The sequence below is a fragment of the Thiohalorhabdus sp. genome (genome assembly GCF_046545655.1).
Lineage (GTDB): Bacteria > Pseudomonadota > Gammaproteobacteria > Thiohalorhabdales > Thiohalorhabdaceae > Thiohalorhabdus.
Map to the genome: position 1 here is coordinate 106,310 of NZ_JBKGZG010000001.1, position 16,175 is coordinate 122,484.

Genomic DNA, 16,175 nt, shown 5'->3' on the forward strand with positions numbered 1-16,175 from the left:
CGTTCAGGACTCCTCATCGGCCGGCTTGGTGAGGCTAGTGGCGATCTTCCGGAGGGCAGGGCCCGGAAGCTCGCCCAAGAGCGTCACGCGGTAGCGCTCATTGTTCACGGAGCACGCATGCAGGGCCCCGCGCTGGAGGATTTCCCCAACCTTGCTGCCCTGCCGAGACTCGCCCTCCACCTGCTCCAGGAACAGGGACAGGGTCGCCAGGCCATCGGTGTAGAAGAAATGGGTTCCCCCTTCCTTCCCGGGGACCTCGAAGCGCGCGTCCAAGCGGAACCCAGGAGGGAGCTCCATGCCTTCCAGGATGGGAGGGTGCTCCTCCTGGCCGAGCTCCCGGCGCTCCAGCTTGCGGGCGTCTTCGGGCACATTCAGCTGTAGGTCCCCATCATCCAGGACACCGTCGGGAGAAACGGCGGCGAAGGTGAAAGTCTCCATGACCTTGCCGTCCTTGGACATCACCTCCGTCTGCAACGGCAGATCCGTGGCCTCGTCGCGCCAGACCCGGTAGGTGAAGCGCTGGCCGTCTTCCGCCCGGAACTCCACGGCCCGGGCCTCCCGGCCGGCCACGCGCCCGCTGGGACCCGCCTTCAGCCGGTAGTGATCACGGACCCGCTGGAGATCCTTCTCCGCCAGATTGAAGATGGCCGTGCCACTCCGCCGAGGCCCGGAGATTACCTGGCCGACCTCGGGGTGGTAGCGCTTGATCCCGTCCGCCTCGCGCACCAGCTCCCGCGCGGGACCGGTCAGCATCACCAGCCGCTCCCGGAACCCGCCGTCGGACTCCCCCCGGTGGTACAACCGCATGGACTCCACCCCCACGGAGGTCCCGTGGACCAGGATGCCCTCGTAGGTCATGCCACGGGCCGCCTGGATCATGCGCTCCACCTGGGCTTCCAGGTCTTCCCGGGCCTCGGCGCTGGAAACGGCGACAGCCGCCAGCAAGACAGCAAAATGGGGAAGGAGGGATAACCGCACCATCAGCGCTCGTTGACCTCGAGACTCGTCCGCTGGAACCGGGCCTCGGGACCGCTCGGGACCAGACTGGAGTGCTCGGGCAGGTACCGCTGGATGGTCGCCATGCTCTTGTCGGTGTCGGAGGCTTCGGAGGCGGTCTGCAGCTCGGAGGGCTCGGCGGGCTCGGCGGGCTCGGAAGATTTTTCACCGGATTCGGCCAGGGTGGAGGGCGGTTCGGAACCGGGAGTGGGCCCTGTGGCGGTCTGGGACCATAGCATTGCCCCAGCCACCGCCACCCCGGCCACGCTGGCGGCAGTGGCCAACCAGCCCCATTGGGCGGGGAAGGCCCCGCGGCCGGATCCGGGGCGGCCCGCTGTGCTCCCCTCCTCCCGTCCGTTGACGGGGGCCTCCTCGGCGATGGCAGCGGCCACGCGCTCACAGAACCCCTCGGGGACGATGATCTCGCCTTCGCCGCGCATCAAGGTCCGGGTGGTGTGGAACCGCTCAAACAGGCGGCAGCAGTCCCGACATTGATTCAAATGCTCGATCACCGCGTCGCACTCGTTCTCGCTCAGCTCACCGTCCACCATTGCGGAAACGGCTTCAAAGTCACAGGACCCCATCGGCTATTGCTCCTCCTTTTCCCGAGACAGAGCTTCAAGGGCGTTATTGACGGCCTCCCGGGCCCGGAAGATCCGGGAGCGGACGGTCCCGATAGGACAGTCCATGACCTTGGCGATCTCCTCGTAGGTCAAGCCGTCAATCTCGCGTAGCGTCAACGCCGTGCGCAGGTCGGATGGGAGCTCCTCAATCACCTGCAGGACCTTTTCGCTCATCTCCTTGGACAGCGCGACATCCTCGGGAGTGCCCACCTCGCGCATCACCTCGGCCCCACTCATCTGCTCCGCGTCGCTGGCGTCGATATCCGCGTCCGGGGGCCTGCGCCCCTTGGCCACGAGGTAATTCTTGGCGGTGTTCACCGCGATCCGGTAGAGCCAAGTGTAGAAGGCGCTATCGCCCCGAAACCGGTCCAGGGAGCGATAGGCCTTGATGAAGCTCTCCTGTACCACATCCTCCACCGCCGCAGGATCGGAGATGAACCGGCTCACTAGACCATATACTTTATGCTGGTATTTGCGCACCAGCAGATCGAACGCCTTCTGCTCGCCGTTTTTTACCCGCTCAACCAGCTGCTGATCGGTTTGACGATCGCCCATTTTCGCTTCGCGCTTCCCGGACTGGGGGACGGAAGCCGGCGGAATGCTTGGTAAGACACCGGCCGCGTCGGGGAGTTTCCATGCCCATCGGCGGACTCCCGCCGAAATTGGTCATATTAGCAGACCTGCGCTCCCCTCCCCAGCGGGGCTAACCGCCACGCGCTTGGCCTGCATGGACCCTTAGCGTACCTTGATGGCCATGGCAGAGCACCCAAGCAGCATTCCGAGCGATATCCTGATTATCGGCGGGGGCATCGCCGGGCTCTCGGCGGCCCTGGCCCTGGCGGACGACCACCAGGTCACGGTCCTCACGAAGGGCTCGGCCGGAGAATCCGCCACCCTGTACGCCCAGGGCGGCATCGCCGCAGTCCTCGACCCCCAAGACTCCTTCGACCACCACATCGCCGATACCCTGGAGGCCGGGGCCGGACTGTGCCACCCGGAAACGGTGGAGTACGTGGTCCGCCACGGTCCGGAGGCCATCCAGCGCCTCATCCACATGGGCGTCCCTTTCACCCGGGAGCCGGGCGAGGAAGGGCCCCTGGCCGGCTTCCACTTGACCCGCGAGGGGGGGCACAGCCACCGGCGCATCATCCACGCCGCCGATGCCACCGGCCGGGCCGTGGAGACCACCCTGCTGGAGGAGGCGCAGGCCCATCCCAACATACGCCTTCTGGACCAGCACGTGGCGATCCAGCTCATCACCGCCGCCAAGCTGGGCCGGGAATCCCCGGAAAGGGACCGCTGCTGGGGGGCCTACGCCCTTCACGTGCCCAGCGGCCGGGTGCGGACCTTCGGGGCCCGGGCCACGCTGCTCGCCACCGGCGGGGCCGGCAAGGTGTACCTCTACACCACCAACCCCGACGTGGCCACCGGCGACGGCATCGCCATGGCCTACCGGGCCGGGTGCCGGGTGGCCAACATGGAGTTCATCCAGTTCCATCCCACTTGCCTCTACCACCCCGAGGCCAAGACGTTTCTGATCTCGGAGGCGGTCCGGGGGGAAGGCGGCATCCTGCGCCTGGCCGACGGCGACCGCTTCATGACCCGGCACGACGAGCGCGCCGAGCTGGCGCCGCGGGACATCGTCGCCCGCGCCATCGACTACGAGATGAAGCGCACAGGGGCCGACTGCGTCTACCTGGACATCACCCACCAGCCCCGGGATTTCCTTGAGCGCCACTTCCCCACCATCCGGGCCAAGCTCCTGGAGTACGGCATCGACATGGCCTCCGAGCCCATCCCGGTGGTGCCCGCCGCCCACTACACCTGCGGGGGAATCGTCACCGACCTGGAGGGCCATACGGACGTGGAGGGGCTGTTCGCCGCCGGCGAGACCGCCCACACCGGCCTCCACGGCGCCAACCGGCTGGCCAGCAACTCCCTCCTGGAGGGGCTGGTGCTGGCGGACTCCGCCCAGGTGGCCATCCGCGAGCTGTTGGCGAAGGATACGGCACGCATCCCGGAGATCCCCAGCTGGGACACCAGCCGGGTTACCGAGTCCAACGAGCAGGTGGTGGTTGCCCACGACTGGGCGGAGCTGCGCCAGTTCATGTGGGACTACATGGGGATCGTGCGCACGGACAAGCGCCTGGAGCGCGCCAAGCGCCGCCTGGACATGCTCCTGGGCGAGGTGGAGGAATACTACGCCCGCTTCACGGTCACCCAGGACCTCATCGAGCTCCGCCATCTGGCCCTGGTGGCGGACCTGATCATCCGCTCCGCCCGCTCCCGCCGCGAGAGCCGGGGGCTGCATTACAACCAGGATTACCCCGCCCCTGACACCAGCCGCCCGCCCTGGGACACGGTGGTGTACCGGACCGCCGACGGCCACGACCGCACCGAGGACGTGCCTCTACCCGGGGACCCGGGCTCGGCCCCCTCGTCCCCGCGCCGGGACGCCGGGGAGGGCTGAGCCCGGCCACGCTCAGGTTTCCCGCCGGAACAGGGCCCGCTTAATCTCCGCGATGGCGGTCGAGGGGCTCAACCCCTTGGGGCAGACCTCGGTGCAGTTCATGATGGTTCGGCAGCGGTACAGCTTGAACACGTCGTCCAGCTCGCTCAGCCGCTCCTCCGCCGCCGTATCCCGGCTGTCCGCGATGAACCGCTGGGCCTGCAGCAGGGCCGCCGGCCCCAGGAAGCGCTCCGGGTTCCACCAGAAGGACGGACAGGCCGTGGTGCAGCAGGCGCACAGGATACACTCGTAGAGGCCATCCAGCTCGGCACGCTCCGCGGGGCTCTGGAGGCGTTCGTGCTCCGGCTTCGGCTCCTCGTTCTGGAGGTAGGGCTGAACCGCCCGGTACTGGGCATAGAACTGGGCCAGGTCCACCACCAGGTCGCGGATCACGGGCTGTCCTGGCAGGGGACGGAGGGTGACCGGCTCCTTCAGATCCGCCAACGGGGTGATGCATGCCAGGCCGTTGCGGCCGTTGATGTTCACGGCGTCTGAGCCGCATACCCCTTCCCGGCAGGAGCGCCGGAAGGTCAGCGTGGGGTCTTTTTGCTCCTTGAGGGCCTCCAGGGCATCCAGGAGCATGGGCCCGGGGGGGTCAATCTGGTACTCCTGCATGCGCGGCTCTTGGTCGCGCTCCGGGTCATAGCGGTAGATGCTGAAACGCATGAGCTCCCCCGTGTGGGGTGATGGCAACCTCGGAAAGATCCCACAAGCGCGTGGCAGACGGCCCGTACGTGACGGCAACCTTGTATAGACCGCTTGGTGCTCCGGGAATTCCCCGCCGAGGGCATTTTCCAGCTCCCAGCCACCTGCTGCCTGTCAGTACACCCGCTCCTTGGGCGGGAAGGAGTCCACGGTGAGCGGCTGCAGTCGCACCGGCTTGTAGGCCAGGCGCCGCCCATCCAGGTAGAACAGGGAGTGCTTCAGCCATTGGCTGTCATCCCGCTCCGGGTAGTCGGCGCGCAGGTGGGCACCCCGGCTCTCCGTCCGGGCGCGGGCGGAATAGGCGGTGGCCAGGCCCGCCTGGTACATGTTCTGCAGCTCCAGGGCCTCCACCCGGGCGGTATTGAATACCGAGCCGCGATCGCCCATGTCCATGGCCTCGATACGCTCCCCGAGCTCCTCCAGGCGCTCCAGGCCGGCCTCCATGTCCCGGGGGTCCCGGAACACGCCGAAATGCTGCTCCAGCAGGGCCTGCAGCTGCCGCCGCAGGGTGCCCGGTGATTCGCCCCCCGAGGACGATTCGTCGAACCGTGCCAAACGGGCCCGCGCCGGCTCGGCGGCATCCGCGGGCAGGGGCCGGTGATAGCGGTTGCGAGCCAGGTACTCCTGGATGCGGTTACCGGCCGCCCGCCCGAACACCACGATGTCCAGCAGGGAGTTGCCGCCCAGGCGGTTGGCCCCGTGCACGGAGACGCAGGCGCACTCGCCGATGGCGTACAGCCCGGGCACTGCCTCGTCGTGATCGGCCCCGTCGGGCCCGATCACCACCTCGCCGAAGCGGTTGGTGGGGATGCCGCCCATGGTGAAATGGCTGGTTGGGTACACGGGGATGGGCTCGTGGACCGGGTCCACCTTGGCGAAGCGCTTGGCGCTCTCCCGGATGCCCGGCAGGCGCTGGCTGATGAGCTCCTCGCCCAGGTGGTCGAGCTTCAGCAGGACGTGGTCGCCCTCCGGGCCGCAGCCGCGGCCCTCGCGCACCTCGGTCACCATGGCCCGGCTCACCACGTCGCGGCTGGCCAGGTCTTTGGCGTGGGGGGCGTAACGCTCCATGAAGCGCTCCCCCGCGCTGTTGATGAGGTACCCCCCCTCGCCGCGGACCCCCTCGGTGATCAGCACGCCCGCGCCGGCGATGCCGGTGGGGTGGAACTGGAAGAACTCCATGTCCTCCACCGGAAGCCCGGCCCGCAGCACCAGCCCCAGGCCGTCGCCGGTGTTGATCTCGGCGTTGGTGCTGGTGCGAAAGATCCGCCCCGCCCCGCCGGTGGCCACCAGGGTGGCCTTGGCCTGGATCACCACCAGCTCGCTGCTGGCGATCTCCATAGCCACCGCGCCGAGCACACAGCCCTCCTCGTCGCGGATCAGGTCCAGGGCCAGGTATTCGTCGAAGAAGTAGGTTCCGGCCAGGATGTTCTGCTGGTACAGGGAGTGCAGAATGGCGTGGCCGGTGCGGTCGGCGGCGGCGCAGGTACGAGCGGCCTGGTCCCCGCCGAACTCCCGGCTCTGGCCGCCGAAGGGGCGCTGGTAGATGTAGCCCCGCTCGTTGCGGGAGAAGGGCACGCCCTCGTGCTCCAGCTCCACCACCAGGCGGCGGGCGGCGCGGCACATGTACTCCACGGCGTCCTGGTCGGCCAGGTAGTCGCTGCCCTTCACCGTGTCGTACATGTGCCAGATCCAGCGGTCCTCCAGCATGTTGCCGAGGGCCGCGTTCATGCCGCCCTGGGCGGCCACGGTGTGGGAGCGGGTGGGGAAGACCTTGGAAAGCACCGCGGTGGAGGCCTCGGCGCGGGACAGCTGCAGGGCGGCGCGGAGCCCGGCCCCGCCGGCCCCGATGACCAGGGTGTCGAACTGCCGCACCGGGATGTTGCCCTGCACCACGCGCGTGGTCATGTCACGCCTCCCCCAGGCCGGTTACCCAGACCATCCCCCAGGCCACGAAGGCGGCCACCGCCGCCGCCCAGAGGATGAAGGCCGTGGTCCGCACCCCGCCGCGGGGCACGTAGTCCATGAAAACGTCCCGCACCCCCACGTAGGCGTGGACCGCCGTGGCCACCACGAACAGCATCAGCGCCACCCGCACCCCGGGCGCGGCCAGAAAGGCCCGCCACTCGGCGTAGTCCTGCGGGGGCGCGAGCAGGAGCCCACCCAGGCCCGCGGCTAGGAAGACCAGCAGGTACACGGCCGTGACCCGCTGCCACCACCAAGCCGCCAGCCCGCTGCGGGCTCCACCCAGGGTACGCGCCATGGGGCGCTCCTTACCGGATCCAGGACAAGGCCAGGGAGACGACCACCACCAGGGCCGCCCCCACCATGCTGGCCCAGGCCGTGCTACGTGCCACCGGCAGACCCTCTCCCAGGCCCGCCTCCATGAGCAGGAGGCGGAGCCCGGCGAGGACGTGATGGGCCAGGGCCCCGAGCACCAGGGCGATCCCCACCCCGGCCCAGCCGCTGGCCAGCCAGTTCCCCACCTGCTGGAAGTGGGCCGGGGAGCGGGCACTATACGCCACCAGGGCGAGGGCCGCGGGCACGGCGGCCACCAGGATCACCCCGGTGATCCGGTGCAGGATGGACGCCCACGCCCCCACCGGGAAGCGGATGCGAAGGAGGTGCAGGAAGACCGGACGATGCCAGGGGTCGGAGGGCTTCATGGCCATGGCGCCAGTATAGAAGAGCCCGCTCGGCGGGAACAATCCGGCGCGCCGGACCTTGGACCGCTCCGGCGGCGTGGGGCATAATCCCGATCGGAATATTCGGACACCGGCCAAGGAAGGAAGCCCATGGACGCCCGATGGCGCACGGCCCTGGAGGATCAGGGGGCCCGCTGGGAAGGAGCATGCATCCCCGATTTCGGCAACCCGGCCGGGGAGCTGGAGGCGGTGGACGCCGGGTCCACCGTGGTCACTCCGCTGGACGACCGCGGCCTGCTCACTGCCACGGGCACCGAGGTGCTGTCCTTCCTGCAGGGCCAGCTTACCAACGACGTCCATCCCGCCGAGCACGGCACCCCGGTGCTGGCCGCGCACCTCTCCCCCAAGGGGCGGGTCCTGGCGGGGATGCTGGTGTTCGCCTTCGAGGACGGCTACGCCCTGGAATTCCCCAACGACGTCTTCGATCCGCTCACCAAGCGCCTGCGCATGTTCGTCCTGCGCTCCGACGTGACCCTGCACGATGCCCGCGCGGACTGGATCCGCCTCGGCCTGTCCGGCGCGGGCGCGGAGCAGGCGGGCCTGGCGGCCGTGGGCGCCGGGCAGGCGGTGCCGGATCGGGTGACCCGCGGGGAGACGGGGACCCTGGTGCCCCTCCCCGGCCCGATCCCGGCCTTCCTGGCCCTGGTGTCCCCCGAGCACGCCCCGGATGCCCTGGAGGCCGCCCGGGCGCATGCCCGCCCCGTGGGCCGGCCCGCCTGGGAGCTCGCCCGCATCCGCGCCGGCGTCCCCGACCTCGGGACCGCGGTATCCGAGTCCTTCATCCCGCAGGAGGCCAACCTGGAGCCCCTGGGCGGCATCAGCTACACCAAGGGCTGCTACACCGGCCAGGAGGTGGTGGCGCGCACCAAGCACCTGGGCCGCCTGAAGCGGCGCCTGTACCGGGTGGCCGGCCAGGGCGGACTCGAGGCGGGCCGGGCGGTGTACGCCCGCGGTCAGGACCAGGCCCAGGGGCGCATCGTGCAGGCCGCCCCCCGCCCCGGCGGCGGCCAGGAGGCCCTGGCGGTGCTGCGCATCGAGACGGTGGCGGCCGGGGCGGACCTGTACGCGGAGGGGGCGGAGGACGGCCTGGAGGTGCTGACGCTCCCCTACGCCGCGGCGGAGGATGCCGGTTGAGCGGGCGTGCCTGGGGCTATTTCGTCTACTACCGGCTGGCACCGGGGTCCGCCCCGGAGGGTCCCTGGGCGGAGGTCTTCGCCGAGGTGGACCGTGCAACCGGCGTGGGGGGGCGGCTCTACGGTCCGGCGCCGGATGGTTGCACCTGGATGGAAGTCTACGAGCCCGTTGCGGAGGCGGAGCGGGAGGCCTTCGAAGCGGTCCTGGAGGCCGCGGTGGCACGCTCGGGGCTGGAGGGCTGGCTCGCCACGGGGGAGCGGCGCCATGTGGAAGCCTTCCCGCGTGCGGCGTTGGGGGCGTAGCCTCTCTGCCTTGGCGAGGGAGCGCGGGGAGGGCGGGGGCTGAACCGGGCGATCACTTGCCGCTGTCCGCCTCCCCACCTGCCGGCTCGGGGGCCTGGCCCTCGGGCCGCACCATGCGGATGAAGACCTCATCCTCCCGGATCATGCCCAGGTCCTCCCGCGCCCGCTCGACGATGGCCGCCCCCTCCCGGCGCAGGTCTTCCACCTCCGCCCGCAGCTGCCGGTTGCGGGCCTCGAGGCGGCTGATCTCCTTCTTCAGCTCCTCCACCTCGCCCCGCCGCTCCCAGACGGCGCGCAGGTTTCGGTCCCCCAGCCACAGGCTGTACTGGAGCACCACCAGGAGGGCCGCCAAGACCGCGAGCAGGATCCGCATGGCTCCTCCCTTCCGGGCCGCCGCGGCTCAGGCCGCCTCGGACCGGCGCGGCACCACCACCCGGGCCAGGACGAGGCCCACCAGCATGGCCACCGTGCCCGGCGTGCCCCCGATGTAGGTTACCGCCGCCGCCAGCCCCACCACCAGGGCCAGCCGCCAGGCCAGCCCGAGCACCACCGTTCCCCGCCCGGCGCCCTCCCGGGCCAGGCGCCCGGCCACGGCGCGCAGGGCGCGGAAGTAGACCACCCCCGCCAGGACCCCCGTCACACCGCCCACGCCCACCGCCCACGCCGGTTCCAGGAGCATGAACCGGGACTATCCGCGCCGGGTGGGCAGGGCCGCCGCGCCGAGGAAGCGGCCGTCGGGACCCAGCTCCTCCTCGATGCGCAGCAGCCGGTTGTACTTGGCCACCCGGTCGCTGCGCGAGGCGGAGCCGGTCTTGATCTGCCCGCAGTTGGTGGCCACGGCGATGTCGGCGATGGTGGTGTCCTCGGTCTCGCCGCTGCGGTGGGAGACCACCGCCGTGTAGCCCGCCCGCTTGGCCAGCTCGATGGCCTCCAGGGTCTCCGACAGGGTGCCGATCTGGTTCACCTTGATGAGGATCGAGTTGCCCACCCCGCGCTCGATGCCTTGCTGGAGGATCCGGGTGTTGGTGACGAACAGGTCGTCGCCCACCAGCTGCACGGAACCGCCCAGCCGGTCGGTGAGGGCGCGCCAGCCCTCCCAGTCGTTCTCGTCCATGCCGTCCTCGATGGAGGCGATGGGAAAGTCCCGGGCCAGCTCCTCCAGGAATTCGAGCATCTGGCCGCCGGAGAGGGTCTTGTCCTCCCCGGTCAGGGCATAGCCCTGGTCGGTATGGAACTCGGAAGCGGCCACGTCCATGGCCAGCAGCACGTCCTCGCCCGCCCGGTAGCCGGCCTTTTCGATGGCCTCCATGAGCGTCTCGAAGGCCGCGCGGTTGGAGGGCAGGTTGGGGGCGAAGCCGCCCTCGTCACCCACGGCGGTGACATGGCCGGCATCCGCCAGCGTCTTCTTGAGGCTGTGGAAGACCTCCACGCCGCAGCGCAGGGCTTCGGAGAAGCGGTCGAAGCCTACGGGCATGAGCATGCATTCCTGGAAGTCCAGGCCGTTGTCGGCGTGCGCCCCGCCATTGATGACATTCATCATGGGCACCGGCAGCACGCTCGCCCCGGCCCCGCCGAGGTAGCGGTACAGGGGCAGGCCGGCCTCGGCGGCGGAAGCCTTGGCCACGGCGAGGGAGACCCCGAGGATGGCGTTGGCCCCAAGGCGGCCCTTGTTGTCGGTACCGTCGGTATCGATAAGCGCCCGGTCGATGGCGCGCTGCTCGCTGGCCTCCAGGCCCAGGACCGCCTCGCGCAGCTCGGTCTCGATATTGGCCACCGCCTGACGCACCCCCTTGCCCAGGAAGCGGTCCCCACCATCCCGCAGCTCCACGGCCTCGCGCTCCCCGGTGGAGGCGCCGCTGGGCACCCCGGCGACGCCCACCGCGCCGCTCTCCAGGCAGACCTCGGCCTCCACGGTGGGGTTGCCCCGGGAATCCAGGATCTCGCGACCACGAACCTCGACAATGGCACTCACGGGCATGCACTCCGGGTTAGTTAGAAAAAAGGAACGACGGAAAAAAACGCCAAGGCGCCAAGAAGCCAAGGACGGCAAAAAAACCAAAATGTTGCAGGGCGGTATTCCAGGGCCCAAAACAGGCCGATCGGCAATGACGCGCCCAGCCCCCGATGAAAAACCAGATGTTTTTTGCCGTTCTCTTGGCGCCTTGGCTTCTTGGCCGTTTCGTATTTTCTGTATTCGGGCTCAGGGATTCGGCACCGACCGCGCCGCGTTGTGGATGGCCAGCAGGCGGCCCAGGAGGGCCTCCAGCCGGTCCAGGGGCCACATGTTGGGGCCATCGCTCGGCGCGGCGTCGGGATCCTCGTGGGTCTCCATAAACAGCCCGTCCACCCCCACGCCAGCGGCGGCGGAGGCTAGGACGGGCACGAACTCCCGCTGTCCACCCGAGGCCCCGCCCTGTCCGCCGGGGAGCTGTACCGAATGAGTGGCGTCGAACACCACCGGCGCCCCGGTCTCGCGCATCACCGCCAGGGCGCGCATGTCCGAGACCAGGTTGTTGTAGCCGAAGCTCACCCCCCGCTCGCAGACCATGATGTCCTCGTTGCCCGCCTCGCGGGCCTTGTCCACCACGTTGCCCATGTCCCAGGGAGCCAGGAACTGGCCCTTCTTGATGTTCACCGGCTTGCCGGTGGCCGCCACCGCCTGGATGAAGTCGGTCTGCCGGCACAGGAAGGCGGGCGTCTGCAGGACATCCACCACCTCCGCCACCGGCTCGGCCTGGTCCGGGGTGTGGACGTCGGTGAGGACGGGGAGGCCCACCTCCTCGCGCACCGCCGCAAGGATCTCCAGCCCCTCGGCCATGCCCACGCCGCGGAAGGACTTGGTGGAGCTGCGGTTGGCCTTGTCGAAGCTGGACTTGTAGATGAGCGGGATGCCCAGCCGCTCGCAGATCTCGCGCAGCCGGGACGCCGTCTCCAGAGCGTGGCCCCGGCCCTCGATGGCGCAGGGCCCGGCGATCAGGAAGAAGGGCCGGTCGCCGCCGATGGGATAGCCGCACAGCTCCTTCACGCCGTCTCCTCCTGGCGTTGCCGGTACGCCAGCGCGGCGCCCAGGAAGGCCGAGAACAACGGGTGGCCCTCCATGGGCCGCGAGGTGAATTCGGGGTGGAACTGGCAGCCCACGAACCAGGGGTGGTCCGGCACCTCCACCACCTCCTTGAGGGTGCCGTCCACGGTGCTCCCGGTGAACTGCAAGCCGGCGTCATGGAGCAGGTGGAAGTACTGGTTGTTGAACTCGTAGCGGTGCCGATGGCGCTCCACCACCTCCTCCTCGCCGTAGGCGGCACGCACCGTGGACCCCTCCTCGAGGATGCAAGGGTACTCGCCCAGGCGCATGGTGCCGCCCATGTCGCCCTCCGCCTCGCGGGTGACGATGTGGCCGTCCTCGGTGATCCACTCCGTGAGCAGGGCGATGACGGGGTGGGTAACCTCGCGGTCGAACTCGGTGCTCCCGGCGCCTTCCAGGCCCGCCACATTGCGGGCGTACTCCACCACCGCCAGCTGCATGCCCAGGCAGATGCCGAGGTACGGCACCTGCCGGGTGCGGGCGTAGGCGATGGCGGCGATCTTGCCCTCGCTGCCGCGCTCGCCGAACCCCCCCGGCACCAGCACCGCATCCACCCCCTCCAGATGGGCCGCGGCGCCGTCGCTCTCGATGGCCTCGGCGTCCACGTAGCGCACCCGGACGCGGGCCCGGTGGCCGATGCCCGCGTGGGTGAGGGCCTCGTTCAGGGACTTGTAGGACTCGGTGAGGTCTACGTACTTGCCCACCATGGCCACCTCGGCCTCGGCCTCGGGGTTCTCCAGGGCGTCGACGATCCGCTCCCAGGGCCCCAGGTCGGGCGCCTCGGCCTCCATGCCGAGCTTCTCCAGGACGATGCTGTCGAGCTCCTGCTCGTGGTAGACCAGCGGCACCTTATAGATGGTGTCCACGTCCAGCGCGGTGACCACCGCCCGCTCGGGGACGTTGCAGAACAGCCCCATCTTGCGGCGCTGGTCGGCGGGGATCTCGCGGTCCGCCCGGCACAGCAGCACGTCCGGCTGGATGCCGATCTCGCGCAGCTCCTTCACCGAGTGCTGGGTGGGCTTGGTCTTCATCTCGCCGGCGGAGGGGATGAAGGGCACCAGGGTAAGATGCACGTACAGGCAATTGCTCGGCCCCAGCTCCACCCCCAGCTGGCGGATCGCCTCCATGAACGGCAGGGACTCGATGTCGCCCACCGTGCCGCCGATCTCGATCAGTGCCACGTCGGCGCCGTCGCCCACGGCCAGGATGCAGTCCTTGATCTCGTCGGTGACGTGCGGGATCACCTGCACGGTGCCGCCCAGGTAGTCCCCCCGCCTTTCCTTCTTGATCACCGACTCGTAGATCTGGCCGGTGGTGAAGTTGTTGCGGGCGGACATGCGCGTGTGGGAGAAGCGCTCGTAGTGGCCCAGGTCCAGGTCGGTCTCCGCCCCGTCGGCGGTGACGAACACCTCGCCGTGCTGGAAGGGGCTCATGGTCCCGGGGTCCACGTTGATGTAGGGGTCCAGCTTCTGGAAAGTGACCTTCAGCCCCCGGGCCTCCAGAAGGGCGCCCAGGGAGGCGGAGGCGATGCCCTTGCCCAGGGAGGACACCACGCCCCCGGTGATGAAGATGAATTTGGTGTGGCGGCTGTCCGCCTGCGGCGCCATGCTCTCGCTCATTCGCCTTCCCGTTGCTCGCGTGTACCGCTCCCCGGGTCCCCCGCCTCCGGTGTGCCGGAGGCGGTCCCCGGCCAGGGCCTCTTCCACCCGTCAAGCCGGATTCGCCAGGCGGGGCGCCCGGGCCGGGCGGCCCCCGCCGCGGCGGTGGCCACACCGACCACGGCCAGGATGCGCCCGGCCCCATCGGTCAACAAGGGAACCCGCTCCCGCCATCCCACGGGGATCCCCGCCCCCCGCAGCAGCTCGCCCAGGGGGCGCTCCGTGCCCCCGCCCGCGGGTCGGATCCGGTCCCCGGGCCGCGGGGTACGCACCCCGAATACCGGACCGGCCGCCTCGGCATCCAAAACCTGCGCCTCCTCCGGGGCCGGCCAGGGGGGCTGCGCCGTTTCCTGCTCGGCCCACAGAGTGAGCCCCAGGGGGGTCCACCGCAGGGGCCCTTCCGCCGGCGCCCAGGCGTCCGGCGTAGCCGCCTCCTGGGGCCCGGGCTCGGCGGTCAGCAGCAGGCGCGTGCCGGAACGGTGGGCCGCGCCGCCGTCCCAGGCAACCGACCCGGCGGCCCGGTCCGCCGCGGCCAGATCGCGCACCTGCTCCAGCACGGCACGCTCGGGCAGGGGCAGGGCCGCCTCGCGCAGGGCGGCCCGCAGCACGTGACGGGCCAGGGGCGGCCCCAGGTCCGCCAGGGCGGGCGCCTGCAGCTCCGCCGGGCGGTCCGGATCCGGGCGCACGCGGCCCAGGTGCTCCGCGACCGCTTCCTCCACCACGGCCCGGGCGTCCTGGAGCAGGTCCGCGGATCGGGTCACGGCCCCCGCGACGCCGGCGCCCATGACCTCCTCGAGGCAGGGCAGGAGCCGGTGACGGACCCGGGCGCGGGCCAGGCGCGGGTCCCGGTTGGTGGGGTCCGCCACGATGGATAGACCGAGGCCCGCGACGAACCCCTCCAGCTCGATCCGGGTGAAGGGGAGCAGGGGGCGAGCCAGCCAGCCGGAACCAAAGGGGCGCTTGCGCTGGATCCCCGCCAGGCCGTCCAGACCCGCGCCCCGGGCCAGGAACAGCAGGACCGTCTCCGCCTGGTCGTCGGCTTGGTGGGCGGTGAGTAGCCACTCCCCCGGCGCCAGGGCGTCCTCGAACAGGGCGTAGCGCCCGGCCCGGGCCGCGGCCTCCGGGCTCTCCCCGGGAGAAACTGCGCCTTCCCAGCGGCGCTGCTCCAGGGGGATCCCCAGCCGCTCACAAGTGGCGGCGCAGGTGGCGGCCCACGCATCGGCGTCCGCGGCCATCCCGTGGTGGACGTGCACCGCGGCAACCCGATAGCCCCGCACGGGGGCCAGCGCCGCCACGGCGGCGAGGAGGGCGGTAGAGTCGGTGCCGCCGCTGAAGGCCACGCGCAGGGAGGCCCCCTCCGGGACCGCCAGGTCTCGGCGCAGATGGGCATCCAGGCGGGTCAGGAACCGGTCCCGCAGGGGATGCTTCGGCAGCATGGCTAACCCCCGCCCATGACGTCGGACCGCGGCGGCCGGGGCCGGCAGGCCGGAGGGCGCTCAGCCTTCCTCGTCGAAGGAGCCGTACTCCATGAGCCGCCGGTAGCGCTCCGCGAGCAGCTCCTCCACCGGCAGCGCCAGCAGCCGCTCGGCGTGCCCGGCGAGGATGCCGCTCAGACGCTCGGCCATGGCCTCGGGATCGCGGTGGGCGCCGCCCAGGGGCTCCTCCACCACATCATCCACCAGCCCGGCCTTGTGCACGCGCTCGGCGGTGATGCCCATGGCCTCCGCGGACTCCTCCGCCCGGCCGCTGTCCTTCCACAGGATGGAGGCGCAGCCCTCGGGGCTGATCACCGAGTAGGTGGAATACTGCAGCATGAGCACCTGATCGCCCACCCCGATCCCCAGGGCGCCGCCACTGCCCCCCTCGCCGATGACGGTGGCGATGATGGGGGTGCGCAGGCGGGCCATCTCGCGCAGGTTGCGGGCGATGGCCTCGCTCTGACCGCGCTCCTCGGCGCCCACGCCCGGGTAGGCCCCGGGGGTGTCGATGAAGGTGAGCACGGGCAGGCGGAACTTCTCGGCGAGCTTCATCAGGCGCAGGGCCTTGCGGTAGCCCTCCGGACGGGGCATGCCGAAGTTGCGCCGGATCTTCTCCTTGGTGTCCCGGCCCTTCTGGTGGCCGATCACCATCACCGAACGCCCCTCCAGACGGGCGATGCCGCCGACGATGGCCGGGTCGTCGCCGAAGGCCCGGTCGCCGTGGAGCTCCCGGAAGCCCTCGAACATGCGGTTCAGGTAGTCCTTGGTGTAGGGCCGCAGCGGATGCCGGGCCACCTGGGAGACCTGCCAGGGCGTGAGGCTGCCGTAGATCTTCTCCGTCTGGCGCAGGTTCTTGCGCTCCAGGCGCTCGATTTCCTCACCGATGTTGAGGTCCGGCTCATCGGTGACGTAGCGCAGCTCCTCGATCTTGGCTTCCAGCTCCGCGATCGGCTGCTCGAAATCGAGAAAACGGTTATTCATGCCCA

Annotated in this window: 17 protein-coding genes; 3 read left to right on the forward strand and 14 right to left on the reverse strand. The window is 70.3% G+C overall.

The window, feature by feature from the left end; all coding sequences use genetic code 11:
* Positions 1 to 3: 3 nt before the first annotated feature.
* From ACLFRB_RS00550 to rpoE, 3 genes are read right to left on the reverse strand one after another with little or no spacing between them, the layout of a single operon-like run.
* Complete coding sequence (locus ACLFRB_RS00550; protein WP_411067036.1) at positions 4 to 945, reverse strand: MucB/RseB C-terminal domain-containing protein; 942 nt, start codon at positions 943 to 945, stop codon at positions 4 to 6.
* 35 nt (positions 946 to 980) lie between these two features.
* Positions 981 to 1,580: a sigma-E factor negative regulatory protein gene (locus ACLFRB_RS00555; RefSeq protein ID WP_411067037.1), complete on the reverse strand. Its 600-nt coding sequence runs from the start codon at positions 1,578 to 1,580 to the stop codon at positions 981 to 983.
* A gap of 3 nt (positions 1,581 to 1,583) precedes the next feature.
* Entirely contained in the window at positions 1,584 to 2,174 is a 591-nt protein-coding gene (gene rpoE, locus ACLFRB_RS00560; protein WP_411067038.1) for an RNA polymerase sigma factor RpoE, read from the reverse strand.
* A 193-nt stretch (positions 2,175 to 2,367) separates the two neighbouring features.
* On the opposite strand from rpoE, the gene nadB reads away from it, so the two are divergent.
* On the forward strand, positions 2,368 to 4,089 hold the full coding sequence (gene nadB, locus ACLFRB_RS00565; protein WP_411067039.1) for an L-aspartate oxidase: 1,722 nt from the start codon (positions 2,368 to 2,370) through the stop codon (positions 4,087 to 4,089).
* Positions 4,090 to 4,101: 12 nt separating this feature from the next.
* On the opposite strand, the gene ACLFRB_RS00570 is transcribed toward nadB, so the two are convergent.
* The 4 genes from ACLFRB_RS00570 to sdhC form a co-directional block, all read right to left on the reverse strand.
* The gene (locus ACLFRB_RS00570; RefSeq protein WP_411067040.1) at positions 4,102 to 4,794 is read right to left on the reverse strand and encodes a succinate dehydrogenase iron-sulfur subunit; all 693 of its coding nucleotides are present in this window, start codon (positions 4,792 to 4,794) and stop codon (positions 4,102 to 4,104) included.
* A gap of 153 nt (positions 4,795 to 4,947) precedes the next feature.
* Complete coding sequence (gene sdhA / locus ACLFRB_RS00575; protein WP_411067041.1) at positions 4,948 to 6,738, reverse strand: succinate dehydrogenase flavoprotein subunit; 1,791 nt, start codon at positions 6,736 to 6,738, stop codon at positions 4,948 to 4,950.
* Between the two features lies 1 nt (position 6,739).
* Positions 6,740 to 7,093 carry a succinate dehydrogenase, hydrophobic membrane anchor protein gene (gene sdhD / locus ACLFRB_RS00580; protein ID WP_411067042.1) on the reverse strand — a complete coding sequence of 118 codons (354 nt, stop codon included), beginning with the start codon at positions 7,091 to 7,093 and terminating at the stop codon, positions 6,740 to 6,742.
* Between the two features lie 10 nt (positions 7,094 to 7,103).
* The gene (sdhC, locus tag ACLFRB_RS00585) at positions 7,104 to 7,496 is read right to left on the reverse strand and encodes a succinate dehydrogenase, cytochrome b556 subunit (protein ID WP_411067043.1); all 393 of its coding nucleotides are present in this window, start codon (positions 7,494 to 7,496) and stop codon (positions 7,104 to 7,106) included.
* A 129-nt stretch (positions 7,497 to 7,625) separates the two neighbouring features.
* On the opposite strand from sdhC, the gene ACLFRB_RS00590 reads away from it, so the two are divergent.
* Complete coding sequence (locus ACLFRB_RS00590) at positions 7,626 to 8,669, forward strand: YgfZ/GcvT domain-containing protein (protein ID WP_411067044.1); 1,044 nt, start codon at positions 7,626 to 7,628, stop codon at positions 8,667 to 8,669.
* A complete protein-coding gene (locus tag ACLFRB_RS00595) occupies positions 8,666 to 8,971 on the forward strand; it encodes a DUF4936 family protein (protein ID WP_411067045.1) in 306 nt (101 codons plus the stop codon). The genes ACLFRB_RS00590 and ACLFRB_RS00595 overlap by 4 nt, the downstream gene beginning before the upstream one ends.
* A gap of 52 nt (positions 8,972 to 9,023) precedes the next feature.
* Here the strand turns inward: ACLFRB_RS00595 and ftsB are convergent, their stop codons facing one another.
* From ftsB to ACLFRB_RS00630, 7 genes are all read right to left on the reverse strand, one after another.
* Entirely contained in the window at positions 9,024 to 9,344 is a 321-nt protein-coding gene (ftsB, locus tag ACLFRB_RS00600; protein ID WP_411067046.1) for a cell division protein FtsB, read from the reverse strand.
* A gap of 27 nt (positions 9,345 to 9,371) precedes the next feature.
* Positions 9,372 to 9,650, reverse strand: a complete 279-nt coding sequence (locus ACLFRB_RS00605; protein WP_411067047.1) for a hypothetical protein — start codon at positions 9,648 to 9,650, stop codon at positions 9,372 to 9,374.
* 9 nt (positions 9,651 to 9,659) lie between these two features.
* On the reverse strand, positions 9,660 to 10,943 hold the full coding sequence (gene eno / locus ACLFRB_RS00610) for a phosphopyruvate hydratase (protein ID WP_411067048.1): 1,284 nt from the start codon (positions 10,941 to 10,943) through the stop codon (positions 9,660 to 9,662).
* A 228-nt stretch (positions 10,944 to 11,171) separates the two neighbouring features.
* Complete coding sequence (gene kdsA / locus ACLFRB_RS00615; protein WP_411067049.1) at positions 11,172 to 11,996, reverse strand: 3-deoxy-8-phosphooctulonate synthase; 825 nt, start codon at positions 11,994 to 11,996, stop codon at positions 11,172 to 11,174.
* Positions 11,993 to 13,672, reverse strand: coding sequence for a CTP synthase (locus ACLFRB_RS00620; RefSeq protein ID WP_411067050.1), 1,680 nt, complete (start codon positions 13,670 to 13,672; stop codon positions 11,993 to 11,995). Before ACLFRB_RS00620 ends, kdsA begins: the two co-directional genes overlap by 4 nt.
* Positions 13,669 to 15,147: a tRNA lysidine(34) synthetase TilS gene (tilS, locus tag ACLFRB_RS00625; protein WP_411067051.1), complete on the reverse strand. Its 1,479-nt coding sequence runs from the start codon at positions 15,145 to 15,147 to the stop codon at positions 13,669 to 13,671. Before tilS ends, ACLFRB_RS00620 begins: the two co-directional genes overlap by 4 nt.
* 60 nt (positions 15,148 to 15,207) lie before the next feature.
* A complete protein-coding gene (locus ACLFRB_RS00630) occupies positions 15,208 to 16,170 on the reverse strand; it encodes an acetyl-CoA carboxylase carboxyltransferase subunit alpha (RefSeq protein ID WP_411067052.1) in 963 nt (320 codons plus the stop codon).
* Between the last annotated feature and the right edge of the window lie 5 nt (positions 16,171 to 16,175).

Bases quoted from the DNA above. Each gene is read 5' to 3' on its own strand.
- tilS (WP_411067051.1), bottom strand. From the start codon at position 15,147: ATGCTGCCGAAGCATCCCCTGCGGGACCGGTTCCTGACCCGCCTGGAT.
- ACLFRB_RS00630 (WP_411067052.1), bottom strand. From the start codon at position 16,170: ATGAATAACCGTTTTCTCGATTTCGAGCAGCCGATCGCGGAGCTGGAA.
- rpoE (WP_411067038.1), bottom strand. From the start codon at position 2,174: ATGGGCGATCGTCAAACCGATCAGCAGCTGGTTGAGCGGGTAAAAAAC.
- ftsB (WP_411067046.1), bottom strand. From the start codon at position 9,344: ATGCGGATCCTGCTCGCGGTCTTGGCGGCCCTCCTGGTGGTGCTCCAG.
- nadB (WP_411067039.1), top strand. From the start codon at position 2,368: ATGGCCATGGCAGAGCACCCAAGCAGCATTCCGAGCGATATCCTGATT.
- ACLFRB_RS00620 (WP_411067050.1), bottom strand. From the start codon at position 13,672: ATGAGCGAGAGCATGGCGCCGCAGGCGGACAGCCGCCACACCAAATTC.
- ACLFRB_RS00555 (WP_411067037.1), bottom strand. From the start codon at position 1,580: ATGGGGTCCTGTGACTTTGAAGCCGTTTCCGCAATGGTGGACGGTGAG.
- ACLFRB_RS00605 (WP_411067047.1), bottom strand. From the start codon at position 9,650: ATGCTCCTGGAACCGGCGTGGGCGGTGGGCGTGGGCGGTGTGACGGGG.
- sdhD (WP_411067042.1), bottom strand. From the start codon at position 7,093: ATGGCGCGTACCCTGGGTGGAGCCCGCAGCGGGCTGGCGGCTTGGTGG.
- sdhA (WP_411067041.1), bottom strand. From the start codon at position 6,738: ATGACCACGCGCGTGGTGCAGGGCAACATCCCGGTGCGGCAGTTCGAC.
- ACLFRB_RS00570 (WP_411067040.1), bottom strand. From the start codon at position 4,794: ATGCGTTTCAGCATCTACCGCTATGACCCGGAGCGCGACCAAGAGCCG.
- ACLFRB_RS00590 (WP_411067044.1), top strand. From the start codon at position 7,626: ATGGACGCCCGATGGCGCACGGCCCTGGAGGATCAGGGGGCCCGCTGG.
- sdhC (WP_411067043.1), bottom strand. From the start codon at position 7,496: ATGAAGCCCTCCGACCCCTGGCATCGTCCGGTCTTCCTGCACCTCCTT.